Raw genomic sequence first — 20,709 nt, 5'->3', positions numbered from 1 at the left:
CCGTCCATCATCAGTTCGATCATGCGCGAGCGAAGCATTTTCCCGCCCTGATAGTCTAAAATCCGGGCGCACATTGCACGCGTTAAAATGCGAGACGCAACCGCCCATTTCCGTAACTCCTGAACTTTGGGGGAGCGGTGTCGGTGCATGCAAAAATATAATGCTCCGGATCCCCGAGGGCGCGGGTGGGTTCGATACTGGGGCTTGATGCGGGCCACGATGTCCTCGATGATCTCTATGCGTGATCAAAGCAATCTGGCCGCTCGACCGCTGCGGCGTGTCGCGCTGTTATAGTAACTCGATGCCTGCTGCACGGATCGGTGGCGCGACTGTTCCATCGCCTCGGGAAGGGGGATTCCTCTATTGGCTGCCTCCGTGAGATAGCCGGAGCGCAGACCGTGCGCGGAGAACTCCCCACGCTCCAATCCAGCCTGTTCCACCCGCTGCTTGATGATCGCATTGACCGACTGCGGATCGATCGCCCGCCGCGACACATTTCCCCATCGCCCGATCGCCCGAAAGACGCTGCCGCTCTCGATCCTGGCGGCCGTCATCCAGGCATTCAGCGCCTCCACCGGCCGGCCGGTCAGATAGACGACATCGTCCTCTTCGCCGGAGGTGGTTTTGGTGCGGCCGAGATGGATGGCGAGGGATGGGAGGGAAGGGCCATCCGGTATCTCGATCGGCGGCTCGACGGTCAGTTGCTCGCGTCGCAGCCCGGCGATCTCGCTGCGCCGGCGGCCACCGGAGGCAAAGGCGACCATCAGGATTGCCCTGTCCCGGAGATCGCGTAGACTGTCGGTCGCGCAGGTCGCCAGCAGTTTTGCCAGCACGTCACCAGTCACCGCCTTGGCACTCTTGCGACCCCGCGTCCGGGGGACGGCACGGACCGCAAGGCGGATGGCCGACTTGAGGGCAGGGGAGGCGAAGGCACCATCGAGGCCGCGCCACTTGGTCAATGTCGACCAGTTCGCCAGCCGCCGGCGCACCGTTGATGGCGCGTGCGGGCCGACGGATTTGAGAAACCCTTGGCTCCTGAGGTTTTCGTCGACCTCGGCCGGCATCCCGTGACCGGGATCGGTGGCATGCTTTTCCGGATCCCAGAGGTGATGCGCGACGAACTTCAGCAGCAGCGCCTCGGGCGCCGGCCAGGGCAGGGGGTTTCCTGTCGCCGCCAGTCCCCAGGCTTCGAGATAGGTGAGATCCGAGGTCAGCGCTCGTAGCGTGTTGTCGCCCATGCCTTGATTGACGAGATGTCGTAGCGTTTCGACATCCTGGTCGGTGAGCAGCTCAGCCAATTCGTCGCGGCGCTCGATCGGCAGCACCGCGGCGATCGTGTCGAGCTCTTCGGCGCGTCGCTCGACGGCGGTCAGTGATGTCTTGGGTTTGGGCACGGGCGCTCCAAATGGCGGGTTTCAGCGGCCGTCTCGGCCCTGCTTTGCTGCGATCCTTGCTGATTTGCGCCGCCAAATCAATCTACCATCGATAACCAGTACTTATCGATGGTTAGACCATCAACCAACAATCATACCATGTGGCGAACCATAATATTCAGATAGCGTTCGTTTAACAAATCATTTACCATGATTACAATGGCTTACGATCTCGCGAAAATCAGCATGACAGCTTTGATCCGGGTAAGCGGGGCTGATTTGGTGGCCATGCCGACACAATCAGCATGTCTGACCCAGAAGCAGGGTGCCCGAAGGGCCGAGAGCGTTCAGGCGCGTGCTGCAACCATCGAGGCGAGGGGTGCCACAAGATAATCTTCGTCACCGATCCCCAGCCGATCGCCGAGATAGTGCCAGAACGACAGGCCGAGCTTTTGGCAGGTCTTCATCAGGCCGAGCATGCTGTCACGCGCCTGCCGACCGTTGCGACTGACCGTGCCGCCGGAAATCTTTCGCTTGATGACAAGTCCGCGCAGATCTCTTTCCGAGGCATTGGTATGGAGCGGGGTTTCAGGCCGCTCCAGAACCCGCAGCAGTTCGGCCTTGCGGCGACCCAGTCGAAACAGCAGTTTGTCGAGGTCGCCATAACCGGTGCGCAGCGAAAATATCCGATCGAACCGGGCCTGAAGGCCCCGGGCTGCACGGGGATCAGGTCTTTGCCGATAGGCTTTCAGAGCCTTGTAAAAGTGCCAGACAAGCTCGCGCAGGGTTTCGACGTGTTTCACTTGGCCGGGCGTCGCCGGCATCAGCTTGTGCAGCAACCGCTCGGCGTGGACCCAGCACAGCGCATGGGTGCCGACGCGGAATTGTCCGGCATCGTCGGATACGATCACCGCATTGCCGACCAGACCGTGATGGCGGATGGCGCCCCAGATGCCGGCCTCGGCAAACGGGCGGATTATGTCCTTGTCGAAGATGTTGATACCATTGGCGGCCAGATACTCGAGAAACGGAACCTGATTGGCAAACCGCCGCGGTTCGCATGTCTTCAAATGCGCCAGAAGGGCGGGGTCCACCTGACGGGTTTCCAGAAAGGTGAAGGCGGCATCGTTGAGAACATAGTCCTGATAGTTGCCGCGCAGCAGGGCCAGAAAGTTCAGCCGCGACTTCGACGGCGTCGTGCGGAAGGCGGTGAAATGTTCGCCACCGATCTGTGTCGTATGGAAATTGCGGTTGGCATGACGGGCGCCTGTGTCGTCGACCGTGACAAAGGGAGCCGACACCAGGCCGGCATGCAGCACGGCGGCATCCTCGGCATGGAAGCCGTCCAGCCGCTCTGTCAAAAACCGGATGACCTGGCGTTTGGAAATCTCGACACCGACATCGTTCAGCAAGGTCGTCAATCGCTGCGTTGTGACCTGCCCATGGCTATGAAGCATCAGGCAGAAGCGACGCAGACTGGCGCCGTAGCCACCCTTTATCCCTGCTGGCAGCGGCGCAATGATCGTGCGTCCTTCCGGTGTCACCCAGCATTCGCGGCGATACCGCACCACTTCGGCCCGCACGACCAGATCACGGACCATGCAATCCTTGTAGCCTTTAAACCGCGATCCAGGTGGGGCTCTGGCAGGCAGCACCTCTTCGCGCGTGGCGCTCCTGGTGTCGCCCTTCGGCCCGCGACGCCGCGCAGGCTTTCGGCTGCCGGCAACCGTCTTGTCGCTCGTTGCCTGGTCCATACCCGAGGGTCTGAACGGTGGGCGTGGCGGCAGGTTTTTAAGCCGCGCAATCTCATCACGCAGAAGCTGGTTGTCGACCTTCAGCCGGGTGTTCTCGATCCTCAGCTGATCGTTTTCTTCTCGAAGCTTTCGGTTGTCAGCCTCGAGCGCCTCAATCCGGATCTCTGCCCGATCGGCCCGCGCCACCAGACCAGTCACGAGCTCGCGCAACGCCTTCAGCGACAGCGTATCGGCATGCTCGGCCATGGGGAGGCGGCGCTTCGTCATAAAGGAAGTGAATCATGATTCACAAAAAATCGGAATCCCCCGTGCCACCAGATCTGCTCCAGTTACTGATCCGGCCGGCTTTCGACGCCGGTGTCGCGCTGACGCGTCTGGACGAGCGCATCGCCCGTTCACCGGTCTGCCAGGGATGGATCGAACGATCCCAATTCACCGACGCCTGCGCCTCACTGTGGATCGATGGCGAACTCGTCCACCTCGAGGACCTCGTCCTTCATGACGCTACGCGGGATATTCGCACACCCACCCATGAGCTGACAATCGCCCGTGATGTGTTGCGCACCCGCCGGCGCATCGCCGCCCACCCGCCCTGCTGGGCGTTATCAGCGGAGGGTATCCGAACTTTGCGACAGACGTCGGACATCAATCCGGTCGGCGCTGAGGCGGTGGAGCCGGCCAGCGTCGTTCGGCCAGCGGTCGCTATCGGTTCGGAAGAGGAGGGGGACGATGTTGGTGACGCCGAGAATTTACCCGGCGTCGACTATGCCGCCATCGACGCGCTACTGGCCCGATCCGAGGCGGCGATCGTAGAAGCGAAGCGGCCCGGCGGCTGCGGAGTCCCCGAACGCGATGCGTTGGTCTACGATCTCGACTGGGACGAGGACGCGCGGCTCAACGAATGGCGCGCCGTTCTGCGGCAAGCCAACGATCTGCCGGCGGTCCTGCAGGCGATCGTCGCGCTGGATGCCTGGAACGAGTTGGCCGTCCTGCAGCATGCGCCCTGGCTCGGCCGGCTATTTGCCGCCTCCATCCTGCGCCAGGCCGGCGTCACCACCGGTGGCCATCTCGCTGCGATCAATCTCGGGCTTAAGGCCATTCCCGTCGATCGGCGCCGGCATCGCGATCGCGAGACGCGGTTGCTGGCCATTGCTCGCGCCCTGAGCATCGCCGCCGAAACGGGGCTGAAGGAGCATGACCGGCTGGCACTCGCGCGGCAGATGATGCAGCGAAAGCTCGAAGGGCGGCGAACGTCGTCCAGGCTGCCGGAGCTGGTTGAGCTCGTCATGGCGCGGCCGCTGATTTCCGCCGGTATGGTGGCTAAGACGCTTGAGGTGACGCCGCAAGGCGCGCGGCGGATCGTTCAGGAACTTGGCCTTCGCGAGATGACGGGGAGGGGGAGGTTTCGGGCATGGGGAATTCTGTAGGCACCCACTGTCTTTCTCTAGATGGAGTCGGCAGGTGGTGGCGGGGTCGTGAAGACAAAAGCGGTGTCAGTATTTTCTGATGCGCTGTCTCTGGCAGGACACCAACGCCGATGAACGGATTGCCGAACCACCGAAGCTATACGTCGAGCTTGGGCAGATGACGGGCGGTCGATATAAAAGGTAGGCATGCTGAAACGTGCTACTCAATTGTAAGTCGCGGCCTGCTAGCTACGCTTTGGGAGGATAAATTGACGATCAACGTAACGGGACCAAAAAAATATGACTTTCAAGATTTGGTCTGCATTGCTTTTGGTCTTCGATCGGTTCACCGAACCGGGGCGGAACTGCTAATCGAACCTGATGGTGGCGAAGACTGCGAGCTTCGAGAGAACGGCGCCGTCGTGGAAATCCAGGTGAAGGGTGCTGAAGGTCGTTTCGGCATCAAAGACCTCGCCGATTACCTCGGTCATCCTGGCAAAAGGGTCGCCGGAAATACGCTTCTCGAAAGGCTGCTGGCGGACAGCTCCCGTTTTGTCGTACTCGTGTTGTCGAGCCGGTGCGACGACGCGACCTCAGCGCTGGTGCAACCCTTCGGGTGGAAAGAATCCCAGCGCGATCATTCCTTTGGCATAGCGAACGCCCAAGCACTGCTGACAGCTTTTGCTAAACCATCACGCGAAAAGAACCCAAGCAAACTGACGAAGGCGCGAGATCAGCATAGAGCTACTATTGCGGCAGGCCTGACACCGGACTTGTTGAATATCGCGCTACAACGCCTTGCGCTGATCGAGCGGCTTGACGAAATTGGATTAACCTCGGTGTGCGACGATATTCTCGTGCGCATTCACGACGTTCCGAAAGACCGCACGAGCGACACCATCAGTCGCCTACGAGACGTGATCAAGACAGCTAAAGGCTTGGCAGCGAATGTCTTGCCTGACATTGCGCGAATTCTGGACGCATCTTCGGCGGGCTCGCTCTCGCCCCAGGGTTACATCGAGCGGGGCGATGAAGCACACTGGGAAGATACGCTTTCCCAAAGCAAGGTCCTACTGCTGACAGGCCGACCAAGAACTGGGAAATCAGATGCTGCGCGATACGTCGCCGCAAAATTTCAAAAGCTCGGTTACAGCGTTCGCGTCCTGTCTGACGTTAAAGAAGCGGAACGTTTTTTGAGCGAACCCAGTAGCTCCCAGCGGCTCGCCGTTCTGGATGACCCTTTGGGCGGGACTCATACCGAGCCGGAACACGTGAAGATGTACCAGCAGCTGGAGGATCTGATTGGTCACCTGCGCCACGACCGACGGTTGATTGTATCTCAATCGCAGGAGCAGCTCTTGGTGACGACTGGCGCGCGTGATGCGTCAAACTTGGATATTGACGGCCACCCATGGCACGACCTCAGCGACTTCAGGGCAGCCTTTTCCGCCAGAATCTGGTGTCAGGAAGCTGCACTAGTCGCCATGCCTCCCGAACTCGCCCAGTTTGTGAACGATGCACTCTCGTCCGGAAAATTGGTTTTGGATGCCGGCAGTATCCGTCACCTGGCGCGACACTACGCAAAGGCCCGCGTGCCTTACAAGGTAGGACAAATTGAGCGGATTGCGCACGAGCGCGCTTCAGCGCTGGCCGATGTATGGAAAGCGGAGGGTCTGCAGGCGCTTGCGCGAAGCCTCGCAATCGGGACCACTGCCATGGAGCCGATCTCAGAAATGGAACTTGCGTTCCTGCTGGGGAAGGGAGGGGAGGGGCTTCCGGGTATGCCAACCTCAAACTTCACCGTTACTCAGATCGGCGGTGATCCTCCCGAACCGTCACCCGATCCAGATTATGACGAAAAACCAAAGCTCGACCAAACGGCACTCGTCGGTTTGGACGCGTTCGAAACGCGCCGCCTGATCAGTTACGGGTCTTCAGAGAGTGTCAATTTCGCACATGCCTATTACCGTGCAGCGGGCGAAGCGTCAGCGGGGGTGTCGACCAAAAAGCAGGTAGAAGACGCACTTATGGTACTCACGCGGGCGCTGTTTTGCAGGAGCGGGGCGACCTCGAAGGCCGCCGCCCGGAATCTCGATTGGATCCACGACCGATTTGTGCGTTCCGGAAGACCAAACGCAATTCCGGAGCTCGCGGAACGCGGATTAGAGAGCTATTTTCCGGCGACGCGCGACCTTTGCTATGCATTTCTTATGCGCTACATCGGCGAATTACCCCGGGATTTTCAGGCACGCCTGCCTGATTGGGTAATCGCAATCCAACGACGGGACGTGGCAACGATGGCGTGGCGAGAGGATGAAGCTTGCCTTCCGCTCGGCCGGACCTTCAGCGGCGCAGAACGGCTTGAAGCCCTTCTGTTTCCGCCTGAGCGAGAAGACGTTTTGACTGAGTTGAATCTCCTCGAAGCACCAGAAGAGTCCTATCTCCGACCACAAGGTGCCTGCCGCGCCCTAAGCTATTATAAAGGCGAACCTTTTGCGCTTGGTCACCAGGCCATGTCTCGCCTCCTCAACTATGGGGAAGGCTTTATTCGCGCAACCGCCGCTGAAATTTGGTTTTCAGTGGATCGTTCAGCAGATGACGACATCCTCCGTCAACTCAACGCCGACGACCACCCAGCCGTCGCGTCCGCCATGCTTGATGGGGCGGTAAAGGGCTGGCCGACTCTTTCTCAAGACAGGAGAGCGCGCCTAATTGGCATTATCTCCGCGCAAGCGTCGTCTCCGGCCGCGGCGGCGGCCATGATGCCGAACCTCGTGAGGTTTGACCGCATTGAATATACGGGGCCGGCCGGCGCATGGGATCTCTTCGCCGCAGTAATGCCGAGTGCCCTCGATGCGCTACCGGCAACGACCGATTTCACGGAGGCACGCCTATTCAACGTCGTTATGGAAGCGCGAGGAAAGATTGCACCCGAACTTCTGACGTCCATTTGCGAGAGTTGGCTGCACTGGCTCGAGAGACTTACAGGGGAGGGACTGGTCCCCGACGATTTTTCACTTGGTTTTGTCGACCTGCTTCTCGATATCACAAATGGGAAACCTGAGCTCCGAGAGGGACGGCTCGCACGCGCCCTCTCATTGCCGGGAAGCAGCGCGTCTTATGTTGTAGTGAGCGATATCGCGGAGCACTGGGAGACGTTAAGTGATACGGAGCGTGAACTCCTGAAAGACATCCTCGAATCATCCCGTTCGGATGCCGTGTGGCTAAAAGCATCTGTTCTTACGTCGTCCGTAGTGCCGAAGGATTTGGAGCATTTGCTGTTGCCGGCATGCCTAACACTCGATGATCCCCCCGAAACCCTCTTGGCGGATATTCCAGTCGAGCTTTTGACGGCATGTATCCAAGCCTTCACAGGCCAGCCGTCGCGGCTGTGGAACAGGGCTCACAGAAATGCAGCCGTATGGCAACCGGTGGTCGATCTCATCGTGCGCCGGCCGGATCATCCGTTGTTCGAATTGGCATGGAATGCGATATCGGGGACGGGCAAGGCCAACATCGTGCGCCAAATCATCGAGGACTGTGGACCCCAGCACGCCGAACTGTTTCTCGGTCTGTTGATCAAACACAAGGTTGGACGCGTCGGGGATTTTATGCCTCAAGCATGGTCCGCTGTTCTGGACCAAGCCCCTGATCGCGACACGCGGACCGAATGGCTCAGCCGCGCGCTAATTTACACGACAGTGATCCTAGAAGACTTGGGAGACCTAGAGCTCTGGTTGCTTGACGAAGGCGATAAGATAATTGCGCTGCACATCCTCGAACCGGATATCAAAGCGATCATGACCTCGAGGGAGGTTTCTGAAAGGGAGGACAGGCTCTCAGCAGCGCTCGAGCTCCTTGAGCAATTTAATAGACAACTTCCCCGTCTGCACGGCACTTACGGTCGCATTCAAAGACTTCTAACAGATCCGAATGAAGAGAATGTCGAATTCAACGAACTGCTAGAAAAGCTGCGCCTTAACAATTTGGCCTTGGGTAGCAAGCTGAAAAAGCACCTGCTTGGCGAAAAGGAATGGCCGGAGCCAATAGGATGGATGCACCCTTGACGGCCGAGAGCGCTGACAGACAAGGCTATTCGGGCGGCGCGGGAGACCGGTTAGGAGCTTGGCATACGCGAAAGGCCCGGGTGGAGTGGTAGTCATCAATAGATGTGGTGTGCGATTAGTGCAAAAACAGGCGGGATCAGGGCTTGGTCGCGATCATTGAAGTGACGGTCTCGACCTTGTCGAGCCAATCGGCGGTGGTGACGTCGGTCCAGGCGACGATCGAGCGGATGCGATCATACTCCTGCTGCACATTGCGGCGGAAGATAGGTTCGTGATGGGCGATGCGGTTGCGCAGGTCGCGGATCCTTTGAAGCTTGTCAAAACCCTCGCCGCGCAGCTGCTGGACGGTTTTGGCCGGGTCGGCATTGGGAAAGACCGCCATCAGCTGAGAATTCCAGATCGTCTTGTCATGGCTCAAAGTGAACATGCGTTCCCAGAAGACGAACTTCAGTTCGGCGACGATCTTGCCGGCCGTCGGCAGCCGGCGTGCAAGATCGGTGAGGTCGCGCCGCGGACTATAGCCGCGCTGTGGGTTTCTGAGCGAAATCTCGAAGCCCTTCTCCCACGGCCAGTTGGCGCCGTACGTGTTTTCAATGGCGCTGACGATTGAATTTCGGACGCTGACTTCGCATATCTGAAGAGGAACAAAAAATGCTGCCGATACTTCCATGTTCCAGCGATACAGCTCTAACGCCGCTTCCTTGTCACTAGCCTTCTCGGCGAGATAGGTCGCAAAGCGAGGAGCCGACAGGACGGTCGGCAACCTATGGATCTCTTCGGGCGTGAATGGCATTGTCTCTATTCCATATGGTCAGCAGGCGACGATTTCGTTGACAGTCGTGCCGTGCTTGTAGTAAAAGGGTGTCTGAAAGGCGCGTGAGGTCGCGGGTTAACACCACCCTCATCGTCATACGATCTAAGGGAAATGTCCGCCTCTGGCGGGCATTTCTCGTTTTGGTCCGCCGCCATCAGACGGTCTGCTCGCTGGCAGCTGCAACGGGTGCTTCGGAGGCGACTTGCCCCGCCGCTGCGGTTTTCGCTGCTTCCGCCGCGGCCTGCTGCTGTCTCACTAGGTCCATATGCTCGCGAAATCCTTCGATCTCGCCGAAAGCACCGACCTCCATTACCCGATCGATGAAGCGGGCGTAAAGACCATCCTGGATCTGCCCGTTCATCTTCATCCACTCGACCGCGACGTTGGGGTTGACGAGAAAGACGTAATGAAATTCTCCCGACGGACCCGCCTTGGTCTGAATAAACCACAGGGCTCGCAAGGCCTTCATCCGCTTTCGCCAGGTATCGACAACCCTTGTACCTGTAAAGCCAGCTTCTGCCGCAAAGGTCGTTGGGTTCTCGATTGTCAGGAACGGGTAGTCGGGCGCGCGCGCCCACAAGCTGAATAGGGTGTGGCCGGCCGGGTGTCCCTTAGACTGGTCGTCGATCGCCTGCATGGCGATCGGGAGGGTGCGCGGCAGGGTGGTATAGCCATCATTCGTCTTGCGGTGCCAGAAGAAAGCTGCCGGCACGCCAGGAAAATGCAGCTGCATCTGCTGCTGTGCCCGCTCGGCCATCTTAAGGCGCTTTACCGTTGATTGCCGTCCGTTGGCCATTTGACCAGATCCTCTTCAGCTCGTTGCTGAACTGACAATGACTGAACCGGATGCGCGCCGCAACGAGGGAATACGCGCGCCAGAATGCTGTCTTGAATCCCACGAAATCGCCTTCGGCGTAGTGGTAGAGACACGATTTGGCAGGGCCTGATTACCTGAACTGCGCGATTTAGCGCAAAGGTGTGGAAATTATGGTTGCAATACAGTAGTGTTGATTGCCACTGAGAACTGACCCGGCGGGGGTGCGGACGAAAACTTGGACTGTTTCATAAGATCAGGCCGAGACTTTTTCGATACTCGACCGGGCTGAGTGATCCCAGCGATATTTTGATGCGCCTTTCATTATACCAGCGGATGTAGGCGTCCACCTCGGCGACGAACTGCTCGATCGTGATGGCCTTCCAGTCTCGTGGATAGAAGAGCTCTGTTTTCAGGCGGCCGAAGAAGCCTTCGCACGCGGCATTGTCCTGCGAACATCCCTTTCGGGACATAGAGCGGACCAGCTGCGCATTGCTGATCCTGTTGAGCCAGCCAGGCCAACGATAATGGGCTCCGCGATCGGAATGGATGACTGGCCGTTCATCTCCGTCGGTTACGGTCCCGATGGCTGCATCCAGCATGGTATTGACGAGACCCGCATCTGGTTGGGTTCCGATTGACCAACTGATGACCATGCCGTCAAAGCAGTCGATGATGGGGGAAAGGTACACCTTGCCGGCGGGGATCTGGAACTCGGTGATGTCTGTGAGCCACTTTAGGTTCGGCGCTTTTGCATGGAAGTCGCGATTGATTATGTTCTCGGGCGCTGGACTGATCTCTCCCAGATAGGATCCGAACCGCCGTCGACGTGGTCTGGGAACGACCAACTGCTCCTGCTTCATCAATCGCTCGACAACCTTTTCCGAGACTAAAACGCTTTGTCTGGCCAGCGACGCCTGAAGTCGCCGATAACCGTAGCAACGACGGTTCGCTTCAAAGATTTCCGCCAAGCTGAGGCGCACGGCGGCATACTTGTCTGCCAGACACATGCGGGCGCGATGATAGAAATAGGAGCTTCGGGCAATTCGAAGCTGGGCGAGCAGCTCAGGCAAGCGATAAACTTCCTTTAGGGCGTCAATCAGCTGTGTCTTCTCCCGATTACTCAGGATCTGCAGATCGACGCCCAGGTCTTTTTTTATGAGTTCGTTGGCCTTCTTCAGGAGATCGTGTTCAAGTTGCAACTGGCGGACATCACGCTGGAGTGCTTCAAGCTGTCGCTCGAGCTCTTCACGTTCAGGCATCTTGGGGCTGGCTTTGCGGCGTTTCATGGATGATGGGGCCTCATGATCGAGAAGCTGGTCCTTCCAGCTGTACAATGTCGGCCTTGAGACGCCCAGTCGGTCAGCTACCTGTTGGGCGGTTTCATCTCCACTTAATAGTCCAATGACCCCCGCTTGCCGGACTTCCTCGGAGTAGCCCGGATGCCAGGATCGACCGACCATCGATGTTCGCATCTCGGGAAACGCCTCACGAACCCATGCGGTTAGAGTTCCTCGACCGGGATAGCCGAGCGCCCTCATCGTCGCGGAGATGCAACGATCATGGGTGCGAAAGTGCTCAAGCGCCGCCTGCCTCTGAGCCTCGGAATATTTTGGCGCGCGAGCTACCGCCTGAAAACGTAAGTCGAGATTCTCGACGTACTCGCGGTACCAGCCCCTCAGGGCATTCTTTGTGGGATAGCCCAACTGCCGAATGGTTGCATTGAGCCGCTTTCCCAGCCGGATATAGAGCTCAACGGCTTGAAGTCTGTCTGCGTAGGAATACATGAACTACCTCCTTGGTGGTCCAAGTTTTCGTCCGCACCCCCTATCAGGCCACGCCGGGTCAGTTCTTAGTGGCAATCAACATCGGTGTTGGCTTGGATTCCATTCATGGCTATTGCAGCAACATTATCTTCCGAGCTTGCGATAGGGGGGGGACTGGCAACCTTCTGTGTTTTGATGCTATTTTCTCCTGCGGTTATTCTATTTTATGTTTCATTTGCTTTGTTGGCTGATGAGGTTTCGGGGAAACTAACAGGGCGAGCCGTGTTTGGAATGCAAACTGATTCTCTCAAGGGAAAAATACGGCGGATAGTGGGTTCTGCAAACAGCAACCCGCCGAGTTGAAGAGATATAAAGAGATGGTCGCCGCCCAGTTCAGGTGTGGCGAACCTTCGAAGACTGTACTTTTAGGGTGTTGATGAACTCAGTGACCAGATCGATTGAAGCCGCGTCGGTAACAAGCCCTTCCATATTCGTCGCGATTTCTTCGCATTCTTCTGCGGAGAGGGAACGGATGTTCGATCTGACTACGTTATAGTCGGGCGTCCCACGAGAAGCGAAGGAGCGGTTGATGACGAAGCACTCCGTTTTTCCGTCAAGTCGTTCAACAGACAGGGCAAGCGAGCCGCCGTCGGGTGCGACGGCGTAGTCAACGATCAATGTGAACACGGCGACTCCGATCTATTCTAGTCTCTTTTTCCATCAGAACGCATACCCTGGGGAGCGACTATTGCCGAGATTTTTGGGCCCATTCTGCAATTTTGGTCGCCGCCTCCCTCGCGGACAAATCCGTAACATCAAGCCGCAGCAGGTTGGCCTCGTCGATGCCTGCAAGGACTTTGCCCTGCGCGTGGTTTCTCCTTGCCATTTCAGCATCGCGTGGCTTCCTTTTCGCAACCCGCCCGGCTGTCTCGATGCGGCAGATGTTCTCTTCAAGATCGCAGTGGATGTGTACGACCAACAACGGCCCCCGCTCATCACCGAGGCGCACAATCCGTTTCCATTCGGCGTCTCCCCAATCGCTGGTTCCGGCAAGCACCGTCTTCAATATGACCGGAATTTCGGACGGGAGTTTCAAAATTAGGTCGTGTGCGACGCTTTCGATCTTCTCAACTGCTTCGATGAACTCTGGCGACTTGAACTCTGCCAAAGCAAACGCGGCATTGTAGACGCTATGAATGTCCAGCAGGACATGGCGCTGTCGAAAGCTCTGGCGTTTCCCGCGGCCCCCTGATCGAATGGTCTGGGGCGGACCGTTGTCATACGCACCTTCGCGTGCAATCCGTGGCGTATGCTGTTTAGGTAAAGGTGCACATGCCGGTAACAACATTCGCATCTCCACCCTGGTGGAGAATTGCTGTTGCACTAATTGTAGCGCCTTTGGTGGCATCGTTCGCATATGCGGTTTACAGCCCAGCCTATCAGGGCCTGCCGGATATGATGGAGCGGGTTGTCCAAACGACTGCAGTCGTCGCATTCTTCGGTGCGTACCCGCCAACTGTTGTCCTCGGAATTCCATTGATACTCTATTTCAGGGGACGAGTAAGGGCGTCCCTTGCAAATTGTGCGATGGCCGGGACCTCCGTTGCTACCTTCCCGTGGTTATGCCTAACTGTATTTTTCGGCCCGGATAAGGCCTACACGAATGATCACATCACCTACGAAAACGGAATGATGACGTGGTGGGGATTGCTGGAAACCACTGAATTGCTCGCAGAAATAGCCGTATTTGGCATTGCCGCCGGTGGACTATTCTGGCTAGTGGCCGCCGCCGGGATCAAAAGACAGCCCGTTGAAAAAGTGTTTGAATAGCGGCTCTCGGTATCGCGCCGAGCACCCCATCATCAGATGCTTGAGCGCCCCGCTTTCAGGACTTTGACATGCGCTGCAGGAAATTCGCACGATCCGATGTCCATTCATCGTCGAGAAGACGCAAGCCTTCGTCGGTCCAGAACCCGCCTCCTAGATCAGGCTTGACCAAGCCGTAGTATGCCAACACGTCGACCGCCTTTTCGCCGGCGCTCATTGACTTGTGAAGTAGCCCCTCCGGGCCTTCGTCCATGTATTGCAGACACATATGAGCAAGAGCCTTCAAAATCGTTCTTTCTTCTGGTGTCACTGAAGTTATGCTCCTCCGCACTACAAAGGCTCGACGCGCTGACTGCTACGGCAGTTTCTCGCTACTCATAACCCGATCTAAGGTTTGCCGCCTTGACCCTAACCCAACTCCTCATCTGTCGCCATACGGTGCGCGGCTAAGGGATCAGAACGAGGGCGGGTCAAAAATACAGAGAGGTTGCGGGTCATCTCGCTACGCTATTCATGCCGTATTTCATGAGTTTTACACTCGCCACCGCAATGGATCTAAATCATAGGGGTGCAAGATGCCGTTGCTGCCAGACGGAATGACCAATCATGGCGCATCCCTGTCCTGGTAGTGTCGTCATTCAATGGTGCCAGCAGCCGAGGCGGTTAGGATGAGCTTGCAGACCGCATGGAGGTCGCTGACAACGCCAGTGCATAGGGAATGGATTTCCGGCGTTGGGCTAAGAAGATCGGGGACCATGAACGTCATCATCCCGGCGGCTGAGGCAGAACGAACCCCATTGAAGGAATCCTCTAACGCCAGGCATAGGGCGGGCTCTACGCTAAGCCTCTTCGCTGCGGTCAGGAACGGGTCAGGCGAGGGTTTACTTGCCGCGTAATCCCCGTGATGAAGCCAAAACATACATCGACGGAAAATGGCTGACGCTTGCCATCTCATCGGCAGACGATCTGCAAGAGGTGACGGACCTTCTGACGATGAAGCGCCCGCCGCCGCCGCGCAGTTGAAGCCGAAGCAAGCCGGGCTGCCGCGCGGCATCACACAGCAAACGCGAAACAAGGTCTTCGCGGAAGGCGTCGAACCGATAACGAGTCGCGCGAGATATCGAGAAGACCTTTCCGCGCCTGCACTGCCCCAAACCAACAAATATCTGAGGAGACAATTCCCATGAAAGCGATCGTTATAGCCGACCAGGCTGCGGGAGCAGCCGGAATGAAGCTGGTGGAGCGGCCCGAGCCGCAGGCCGCGATAAACGACGTCGTCGTTGAGGTGCATGCAGCGGGCTTCGTCAACACCGAACTGGACTGGCCTTCGACCTGGACCGATCGGACCTTTCGTGATCGGACGCCATCGATCCTCGGTCATGAGTTGGCCGGTGTGGTCACCGCGCTCGGCTACGGCACCACGGGTCTGTCTATCGGTCAGCGGGTGTTCGGCCTGAGTGGCTGGTATCGCGACGGCACACTCGCTGAGTACGTCGCGGTGGAATCCCGCAACCTCGCGCCTCTGCCGGGCGACGTCGACTTCACGGAGGGCGCAAGTCTGCCGATATCTGGCCTAACCGCGTGGCAAGGACTATTTCAGCATGGCCGTCTTCAAGCCGGGCAGACCGTGCTCGCACACGGAGCGGCTGGCGCCGTCGGCTCGATCGTGACGCAGCTTGCGCGGGAAGCCGGCGCCTATGTCATCGGCACCGGACGCGCCGCTGACCGCCAGAAGGCTCTGGACTTCGGTGCGAATGAATTCGTCGATCTTGGAAACGACACCTTGGAAGACGTCGGTGGCGTCGATCTGGTGTTCGACGTCATCGGCGGCGATGTTCAGAGACGGTCCGCAGCGCTGATCCGGGCCGGGGGAACGCTTGTGACAGCCGTCCGACCGACGGATATTCGACCTGTGGATGGCCTGACGGTCGACTTCGTCGTCGAGGCTGATCGTGCCCAGCTATCCGAGATCGTTCAGCGGGTCCGGGACGGAAGACTGCGGACGAACGTCGGCAAGGTTTCCAGCCTGGACGATGCGGTCGCTAGCTTCAATTCGACGGAGCGGCGCGCAGGAAAGACGGTCATCCGTGTTCTCCCGTGAGCGCCACGCGCACTCCTTGGAAGAGGTTCCTCCAGGGAGTGCGCATTGCACGCAAGGTTCGCATACCTATCGCCTTAGTATGCACCTTCATTCCGGCCGGTCGGGCAGTGTTGGCGACCCTAAGCGCTGCGAGTGGGGACTATCGCCAGCGTCCACGAAATTTCGGAATTCAATGTCTTTTCGAGGAAAGTCTACTGCGAGCGACGCTGGAACTAACGGCCAATGGCCATGTTATCCATTCGTGCACCATCGCGACATGGGCGCTCCATCAAGAGCACTAGCTTGACGATGCCGTGAGCGATCGCGCCTTGGAGGAGGTTACGATGGACGATTGTGAGAAAAAAGAAGGCGCTACGGGGGCTGTGCCTACCCAGCTCGGCGTCGTCCCGCCAGAGCCTGAGGGTCAGGCAACCTTAACCGCAGCCCAAGAAGAGATAGTAAATGCCTATCGCGCCGGCCGAATGGACGAGGTGCAGTTTCAGAGGCATTTGACCGACGACCCTGTCATCGCCGAGTACGTTCGCCGCATCGCGCACCCGCGAGACGATCTGCGACCTGCGGATTGGGCACGTGACAAGCGTCGCGATAGATAGTGCGGGCAATAAAACCCACCGCTATTCCGCTATTCGGCCGCAAGACGTATAGATTGGTCTTCAGGAGGCTCTGCGAGCGCGACAATTTCATAGTCGCCGATCATCTGGTGCTGATCGCTCCCCAGCACCGCCAGAGTCCAATAGTCCTGATCTACGCCGAAGACTGTCGATATCTGGACGACGGTGAGGCGACCATCACTCCGCTTGAGGGGTCTGGCCCAATAGAATGCGTCCGGTACTAAAGTCGCTGCGAACATGACACCTACTCCTTCAGGAGAGACGTTTTAGCAGAAATCTGAAAAATTGAACATCATTCGCATTCTTCCGGCAGATAGGACGCGGGATAAGTTCGGCTCTCCATCAAAATCGGGCAGATGACCATTTCCGTGCGCCAAGGGGTTGAACCGCCAGTCCGGAAAGAAGTATATCACGGCATGATATTGATGCGGCCCGAGCTCGACCTTCAACATGTCCGACGTCCCGAACCCCAAATCCCTACTTTCAGACGAAGTGCTTGCCGACCGTCTGGGCCTCACGACCAGAGAGTTTCAGCGATATCGCACCCAGAATCTCGTCACGGTTTCCTCAACCGCCGCCGTCGGTGAGAGCGAAGGCCTCATGGTCACCTGCCAGCTTGGAAACCGAGTCTGGGAGGGCCACGTCGTGAACGGGTGCATCACCTTCGAAGAGGTCCGGTTCTTGCGCGGGAAACGCGCAACCAACCCCCGCTAGGTCCGGCCCCGAGCGTTAATTTCGACACTTCAGGAAGAGGAAAAAATGAAGAAGCTTGCCAGCCTTGCTGTCGCCGCATCGATGCCATTGGCCGCCCATGCTGCGGCTAGGATGGTGTCTCAAAGCGGCGACTGGGGCGTGTATTCCTTTACGAGGAACCGATCTCGGGTCTGCTATGCGCTTTCGGTGCCGAAGGAATCTGCTCCCGTCAATGTGGACCATGGAAAGAACTATTTCCTGATTGCGCCGGCGGAGAAGGGGGGCGGTAATGAACCCGAAGCCATCCTCGGATACGCATTGAAAACTGGCTCGACAGTGCAGGTTTCAGTCGGGGACAAGACCTTCAAGATGTTCGTCAAGGACAACGCCGCCTGGGTTTCCGACGCCGCTCTCGAACCGGAACTCGTCAATGCACTTCGGTCCGGCAGCCAAATGACGCTGAATGCGACGTCGGCGCGAGGCACTCGTACGACCTATACCTATTCACTGAGAGGGGTGACAGCGGCGCTAGAGCGCGTTGCCCACTGCAAGTGAGGGGCGTGTTCAGCCTATTCCAAACGGGGCTCTCTGCTCGAGTGTCGCAAGTTCCTTCGGGCGATGCCTGGGAGTCCTGCCACGGGCCGAAAGGAGCAGATCCAGTTCCTGCTTCGAGTTGCCAAACCGCTGAAGAAGCCGCTCCGCCTCGTGCCGACCAATGCCATAGCAGCGCCGTAGGCTGCGGACGTTGTAAAAGGACTCGTCTTGTTCGGCGTGCATTTCAGCCCCTTCCATCGTTGTCACAGCGCTAAGGTTTTCGTGATCATCCACAATGCCATCGCCACCGGCAACGCAGGCGCACTTCAATTCAGTTTCTCGATAGAGAACGGCTTTTTTACTCTGGGTCGCCATCAACGTTGAACCGCTCTCCGGTTATCAAGCGGTTTGCCGCGGCGGCTGGAATACGTCGCGTCGCTCTCTCAGTTCGACGTCCTCATGCGCCCACTTGGCAAAATCGTCCAAAGTCGCCGTCCTGGAGAAGGGGATGCCGAACAGGTACTGGCGATAAGCGATGATGCCGTTTTCGATCCGGGACACGTAACGCGGTCGTCCGGGATCGCGCGACACATAGGCGTGGTCTGGCTGGATCAGCGAGCGTTGCATGTCGAATATCTCCTTGGCAGGAGTAATGAGCGGCGCGCGCAACGGTTCCGTTTTCAGCAGAAAATGTCACGTGATGATGTATGTGAGGGTCAGAGCTGCAGGAAGGCGTAGATCGCTCCGCCCCATATCGCCGCGACGAATAGCACGACGGCGACCAGAAAAACCTTGCTATCAGGGGACACGGTCACGCTCCGACGCTACAGTTCATCGTTGATTTTCGCCGCCCTGCGCCAGAGTTCAATTCACCGCCTGTAGCTGTTGAGCCTGCGAGACCTCGGAAGATGTCTCGCCGGGGATGGAAGCGATGGCGAACATGACCGCGACATAGCAGGCAAATACAGCGGAGAGGAAGGCTGTCTTCGTCATGGGCTCGCTCCTTATATCATGTGGTGACATTCTTTGACAGTTCGCCCATATTGTCAATCATGAATGCAGCATGAACGAAGGAGGGAAATTGGTGGCTGGGGAGAAAATCCTGATTGTCGAAGACGACATGATGAATCGCGTCTGATCTTGAGGATATTCTGATGACACTTGGCTATGAGATCTCCGGGATAGCCGACAGCTTTGAGACAGTGCAGCAGTTCGCTGCCTTCAGCACGATTGCCTTGGTGGACGTCAACCTGAGAGACGGAGCGACCGGTCCGCGGATCGGGCAGTATCTCGCGAGCGATTTCGGCGTCGCGGTCGTCATGGTCACGGGAAGCCCCGAACTGATTGAAACCGATCTTTCAAAGGTTATCGGCCTGATATCGAAACCCGCCCATCCAAACTTGATCCGGGACGTTCTCGAATATCTGAGAACAATCCGCGAAGGCGAACGAGGCGTCCCGCCAGGAGGAATGCGGCTCTTCGTTTGAACAAGCTAGGGAGGGGGACGACATGATCGATACACGCGCCGAACTCGGTCATTGGATAGGGCGGCTTGAAATGATTCTGATCAGTCGAGGAGTGCTAAGGGAGGACGGCGAGCTCGCGATCCAGGTCGGATCGCAGTTTCCCAAGGATCTTGAAGACGCGCTGGACGGATTCATCGAGAACCCGATCGAGCTGCTGGGCCTTCTGAAAATATGCCAGGACGCGCGCGACGGCAGACCGTTGTCGCCTGCGGTCTTGATGGCCGCACACCTCATGGCCAGAGAGGTTCTCCAGGCATTGGATTCGCAGGCCGCTGGCGATTTCAGAGCGTAACAATGGCCCGCCCGAAATCATTTCGGACGGGCCTCGCGAGGGCCAGATAACTCATCACTTCCGGCCTGAACTCTAGCTGTCGGTGACTGCGGCATCTCCTCCCGATTGCGGCAGTTCCTTCATCTTCACGAGTTGGTCGGCGCAGGCGTCCGCCGCGTTCGTGATAGTACCGTCGATCCCCGCGATGTTGGTCCAGCCGCCATCGGTGATGAAGTCGTCACGCTGCCATGACGACTTCGCCTGCAGGGCCTTGAGGTTCTCCTGTGCGTCCTTCGCCGTCACAAAGTTATGGACGCAGATGCCCGCGACCAGGTCCGCCTTCGCGTTTCGGACGGCGATGTCGGTCATCACCCTGGCCCTTCCCGACGTCGTCCATCCTCCCCAGGTGAAGCCAAGAGCCATCGTCAATGCCGAGGCCCCGACGATGGACCAGGCCCATAGGGTCTTGGACGGTCGGTAGCTGGACCAGCCACCTTCGCCGCTTTGCATAGCTGTTCTCCTCCTTTTATATCACGCCATGATACAATAGGGCGTTCGGAGGTCAAGCGCGTCGCGATCAAGAAATGGTGAGTGACGGTCAGGCCAGTTCCGTCACCTGACGAAGCCGAGACAAGGATTCAGCCAGCAGCGGCTCGTGCGCAAGCATTGCTTCAACATGAACCTTCGCCAGGGATTCAAGGGTCAGCTCGCCCTTCGTCGTCAGGCCGATCAGCACGCTGCGCTTGTCATCTTCTGCGGGTATCCGCTCCGCGAGACCTGCCGAGCACATCCGATCCACAAGCTGGACGGCGCTGTTGTGTTGCATGAGCATCTGTTCGGCGAGGTCGCGAAGCCTGATCTGCCAGCCCGGCGCCGTGCGCACGACCAGGAGAGCCTGATACTGCTGCGAGGTGACACCAGCCTCGGCAAGGGCCGCCTCGCTGAACGACAAAAACCGCCTCATGGCTAGCCGGAATCCCGCCAGGCCTTCATAGACGTCGTCAGTCAGGCCAGAAGTCCGGCGTCCCGATCGAGGCATGCGAATGGTCCTTCTCATATGTCATGATGTGACATGAACAGCGGCACGCAATAGGAGAACGGTCTGCAAGTTGAGCCGATGCGGTAAGTGTTGGGTCGCAACGGCGTCGACGG

General features: G+C 58.1%; 23 protein-coding genes and 1 pseudogene. 9 read left to right on the top strand and 15 right to left on the bottom strand.

Going from position 1 to position 20,709, the window contains the following annotated elements; genetic code table 11:
- Positions 1–245: 245 nt before the first annotated feature.
- Together GR197_RS28360 and GR197_RS28355 are read right to left on the bottom strand one after the other, a co-directional pair.
- A complete protein-coding gene (locus tag GR197_RS28360; RefSeq protein WP_164015668.1) occupies positions 246–1,394 on the bottom strand; it encodes a tyrosine-type recombinase/integrase in 1,149 nt (382 codons plus the stop codon).
- A gap of 326 nt (positions 1,395–1,720) precedes the next feature.
- The gene (locus tag GR197_RS28355; RefSeq protein ID WP_164015665.1) at positions 1,721–3,394 is read right to left on the bottom strand and encodes an IS66 family transposase; all 1,674 of its coding nucleotides are present in this window, start codon (positions 3,392–3,394) and stop codon (positions 1,721–1,723) included.
- Positions 3,395–3,408: 14 nt separating this feature from the next.
- On the opposite strand from GR197_RS28355, the gene GR197_RS28350 reads away from it, so the two are divergent.
- Both GR197_RS28350 and GR197_RS28345 read left to right on the top strand, forming a co-directional pair.
- Positions 3,409–4,554, top strand: coding sequence for an RHE_PE00001 family protein (locus GR197_RS28350; RefSeq protein ID WP_164015663.1), 1,146 nt, complete (start codon positions 3,409–3,411; stop codon positions 4,552–4,554).
- 248 nt (positions 4,555–4,802) lie between these two features.
- Entirely contained in the window at positions 4,803–8,600 is a 3,798-nt protein-coding gene (locus tag GR197_RS28345; RefSeq protein WP_164015660.1) for a hypothetical protein, read from the top strand.
- A gap of 136 nt (positions 8,601–8,736) precedes the next feature.
- Here the strand turns inward: GR197_RS28345 and GR197_RS28340 are convergent, their stop codons facing one another.
- The 3 genes from GR197_RS28340 to GR197_RS28330 all read right to left on the bottom strand — a co-directional run bounded on the left by GR197_RS28340 (position 8,737) and on the right by GR197_RS28330 (position 12,015).
- Positions 8,737–9,393 (bottom strand): hypothetical protein, encoded by a 657-nt coding sequence (locus GR197_RS28340; protein ID WP_204330438.1) that lies wholly within the window; start codon positions 9,391–9,393, stop codon positions 8,737–8,739.
- A gap of 175 nt (positions 9,394–9,568) precedes the next feature.
- Positions 9,569–10,210, bottom strand: coding sequence for a hypothetical protein (locus GR197_RS28335; RefSeq protein WP_204330437.1), 642 nt, complete (start codon positions 10,208–10,210; stop codon positions 9,569–9,571).
- A 266-nt stretch (positions 10,211–10,476) separates the two neighbouring features.
- Positions 10,477–12,015, bottom strand: coding sequence for an IS3 family transposase (locus GR197_RS28330; protein ID WP_164015658.1), 1,539 nt, complete (start codon positions 12,013–12,015; stop codon positions 10,477–10,479).
- 105 nt (positions 12,016–12,120) lie between these two features.
- Here GR197_RS28330 and GR197_RS28325 point away from each other — a divergent pair, with 105 nt between their 5' ends.
- The gene (locus tag GR197_RS28325) at positions 12,121–12,357 is read left to right on the top strand and encodes a hypothetical protein (RefSeq protein ID WP_164015655.1); all 237 of its coding nucleotides are present in this window, start codon (positions 12,121–12,123) and stop codon (positions 12,355–12,357) included.
- Positions 12,358–12,387: 30 nt separating this feature from the next.
- Here GR197_RS28325 and GR197_RS28320 read toward each other — a convergent pair whose 3' ends face one another.
- Together GR197_RS28320 and GR197_RS28315 are read right to left on the bottom strand one after the other, a co-directional pair.
- Complete coding sequence (locus tag GR197_RS28320) at positions 12,388–12,681, bottom strand: hypothetical protein (RefSeq protein WP_164015652.1); 294 nt, start codon at positions 12,679–12,681, stop codon at positions 12,388–12,390.
- A gap of 58 nt (positions 12,682–12,739) precedes the next feature.
- The gene (locus GR197_RS28315) at positions 12,740–13,342 is read right to left on the bottom strand and encodes a hypothetical protein (protein ID WP_164015649.1); all 603 of its coding nucleotides are present in this window, start codon (positions 13,340–13,342) and stop codon (positions 12,740–12,742) included.
- A 53-nt stretch (positions 13,343–13,395) separates the two neighbouring features.
- Between GR197_RS28315 and GR197_RS28310 the strand changes: the two genes are divergently transcribed.
- Positions 13,396–13,824, top strand: coding sequence for a hypothetical protein (locus tag GR197_RS28310; RefSeq protein ID WP_348643305.1), 429 nt, complete (start codon positions 13,396–13,398; stop codon positions 13,822–13,824).
- Positions 13,825–13,879: 55 nt separating this feature from the next.
- Here GR197_RS28310 and GR197_RS28305 read toward each other — a convergent pair whose 3' ends face one another.
- Both GR197_RS28305 and GR197_RS28300 read right to left on the bottom strand, forming a co-directional pair.
- Complete coding sequence (locus GR197_RS28305) at positions 13,880–14,131, bottom strand: hypothetical protein (protein WP_164015644.1); 252 nt, start codon at positions 14,129–14,131, stop codon at positions 13,880–13,882.
- Positions 14,132–14,455: 324 nt separating this feature from the next.
- The gene (locus GR197_RS28300) at positions 14,456–14,740 is read right to left on the bottom strand and encodes an HAD family hydrolase (protein ID WP_246724710.1); all 285 of its coding nucleotides are present in this window, start codon (positions 14,738–14,740) and stop codon (positions 14,456–14,458) included.
- Between GR197_RS28300 and GR197_RS28295 the strand changes: the two are divergent.
- A pseudogene (locus GR197_RS28295) lies at positions 14,725–14,844 on the top strand (DUF3788 family protein); the annotation flags it as partial. The gene GR197_RS28300 and the pseudogene GR197_RS28295 overlap by 16 nt on opposite strands.
- A 160-nt stretch (positions 14,845–15,004) precedes the next feature.
- Entirely contained in the window at positions 15,005–15,922 is a 918-nt protein-coding gene (locus tag GR197_RS28290; RefSeq protein ID WP_164015640.1) for an NADP-dependent oxidoreductase, read from the top strand.
- Between the two features lie 622 nt (positions 15,923–16,544).
- Here the strand turns inward: GR197_RS28290 and GR197_RS28285 are convergent.
- Entirely contained in the window at positions 16,545–16,772 is a 228-nt protein-coding gene (locus tag GR197_RS28285; RefSeq protein ID WP_164015639.1) for a hypothetical protein, read from the bottom strand.
- A 520-nt stretch (positions 16,773–17,292) separates the two neighbouring features.
- On the opposite strand from GR197_RS28285, the gene GR197_RS28280 reads away from it, so the two are divergent.
- A complete protein-coding gene (locus tag GR197_RS28280; RefSeq protein ID WP_164015636.1) occupies positions 17,293–17,781 on the top strand; it encodes an invasion associated locus B family protein in 489 nt (162 codons plus the stop codon).
- A 9-nt stretch (positions 17,782–17,790) separates the two neighbouring features.
- On the opposite strand, the gene GR197_RS32535 is transcribed toward GR197_RS28280, so the two are convergent.
- The 3 genes from GR197_RS32535 to GR197_RS32685 all read right to left on the bottom strand — a co-directional run bounded on the left by GR197_RS32535 (position 17,791) and on the right by GR197_RS32685 (position 18,753).
- The gene (locus GR197_RS32535; protein ID WP_246724709.1) at positions 17,791–18,135 is read right to left on the bottom strand and encodes a hypothetical protein; all 345 of its coding nucleotides are present in this window, start codon (positions 18,133–18,135) and stop codon (positions 17,791–17,793) included.
- A gap of 24 nt (positions 18,136–18,159) precedes the next feature.
- The gene (locus GR197_RS28270) at positions 18,160–18,387 is read right to left on the bottom strand and encodes a hypothetical protein (protein WP_094088679.1); all 228 of its coding nucleotides are present in this window, start codon (positions 18,385–18,387) and stop codon (positions 18,160–18,162) included.
- 237 nt (positions 18,388–18,624) lie between these two features.
- Positions 18,625–18,753, bottom strand: coding sequence for a hypothetical protein (locus GR197_RS32685; RefSeq protein WP_018069779.1), 129 nt, complete (start codon positions 18,751–18,753; stop codon positions 18,625–18,627).
- Positions 18,754–18,914: 161 nt separating this feature from the next.
- Between GR197_RS32685 and GR197_RS28265 the strand changes: the two genes are divergently transcribed.
- Together GR197_RS28265 and GR197_RS28260 are read left to right on the top strand one after the other, a co-directional pair.
- Positions 18,915–19,247, top strand: a complete 333-nt coding sequence (locus GR197_RS28265) for a response regulator (RefSeq protein WP_246724708.1) — start codon at positions 18,915–18,917, stop codon at positions 19,245–19,247.
- 22 nt (positions 19,248–19,269) lie between these two features.
- Entirely contained in the window at positions 19,270–19,578 is a 309-nt protein-coding gene (locus tag GR197_RS28260) for a hypothetical protein (protein ID WP_164015633.1), read from the top strand.
- A 72-nt stretch (positions 19,579–19,650) separates the two neighbouring features.
- On the opposite strand, the gene GR197_RS28255 is transcribed toward GR197_RS28260, so the two are convergent.
- Both GR197_RS28255 and GR197_RS28250 read right to left on the bottom strand, forming a co-directional pair.
- Entirely contained in the window at positions 19,651–20,067 is a 417-nt protein-coding gene (locus tag GR197_RS28255; protein WP_017991110.1) for a hypothetical protein, read from the bottom strand.
- An 88-nt stretch (positions 20,068–20,155) separates the two neighbouring features.
- Positions 20,156–20,509: a MarR family winged helix-turn-helix transcriptional regulator gene (locus GR197_RS28250; RefSeq protein WP_017991111.1), complete on the bottom strand. Its 354-nt coding sequence runs from the start codon at positions 20,507–20,509 to the stop codon at positions 20,156–20,158.
- Positions 20,510–20,709: the final 200 nt, after the last annotated feature.

This window comes from Rhizobium phaseoli (genome assembly GCF_010668805.1).
GTDB lineage: Bacteria > Pseudomonadota > Alphaproteobacteria > Rhizobiales > Rhizobiaceae > Rhizobium > Rhizobium phaseoli_A.
The sequence above is the reverse complement of the archived record's forward strand: the minus strand, read 5'-3'. Positions and strand labels throughout refer to the sequence as shown.

Coding starts and splice junctions, on each gene's coding strand:
- GR197_RS28355 (WP_164015665.1), bottom strand. CDS start 3,394: ATGACGAAGCGCCGCCTCCCCATGGCCGAGCATGCCGATACGCTGTCG.
- GR197_RS28350 (WP_164015663.1), top strand. CDS start 3,409: ATGATTCACAAAAAATCGGAATCCCCCGTGCCACCAGATCTGCTCCAG.
- GR197_RS28340 (WP_204330438.1), bottom strand. CDS start 9,393: ATGCCATTCACGCCCGAAGAGATCCATAGGTTGCCGACCGTCCTGTCG.
- GR197_RS28335 (WP_204330437.1), bottom strand. CDS start 10,210: ATGGCCAACGGACGGCAATCAACGGTAAAGCGCCTTAAGATGGCCGAG.
- GR197_RS28330 (WP_164015658.1), bottom strand. CDS start 12,015: ATGTATTCCTACGCAGACAGACTTCAAGCCGTTGAGCTCTATATCCGG.
- GR197_RS28325 (WP_164015655.1), top strand. CDS start 12,121: ATGGCTATTGCAGCAACATTATCTTCCGAGCTTGCGATAGGGGGGGGA.
- GR197_RS28315 (WP_164015649.1), bottom strand. CDS start 13,342: ATGTTGTTACCGGCATGTGCACCTTTACCTAAACAGCATACGCCACGG.
- GR197_RS28300 (WP_246724710.1), bottom strand. CDS start 14,740: ATGTTTTGGCTTCATCACGGGGATTACGCGGCAAGTAAACCCTCGCCT.
- GR197_RS28290 (WP_164015640.1), top strand. CDS start 15,005: ATGAAAGCGATCGTTATAGCCGACCAGGCTGCGGGAGCAGCCGGAATG.
- GR197_RS28285 (WP_164015639.1), bottom strand. CDS start 16,772: ATGTTCGCAGCGACTTTAGTACCGGACGCATTCTATTGGGCCAGACCC.
- GR197_RS28280 (WP_164015636.1), top strand. CDS start 17,293: ATGAAGAAGCTTGCCAGCCTTGCTGTCGCCGCATCGATGCCATTGGCC.
- GR197_RS32535 (WP_246724709.1), bottom strand. CDS start 18,135: ATGGCGACCCAGAGTAAAAAAGCCGTTCTCTATCGAGAAACTGAATTG.
- GR197_RS28270 (WP_094088679.1), bottom strand. CDS start 18,387: ATGCAACGCTCGCTGATCCAGCCAGACCACGCCTATGTGTCGCGCGAT.
- GR197_RS32685 (WP_018069779.1), bottom strand. CDS start 18,753: ATGACGAAGACAGCCTTCCTCTCCGCTGTATTTGCCTGCTATGTCGCG.
- GR197_RS28265 (WP_246724708.1), top strand. CDS start 18,915: ATGACACTTGGCTATGAGATCTCCGGGATAGCCGACAGCTTTGAGACA.
- GR197_RS28260 (WP_164015633.1), top strand. CDS start 19,270: ATGATCGATACACGCGCCGAACTCGGTCATTGGATAGGGCGGCTTGAA.
- GR197_RS28255 (WP_017991110.1), bottom strand. CDS start 20,067: ATGCAAAGCGGCGAAGGTGGCTGGTCCAGCTACCGACCGTCCAAGACC.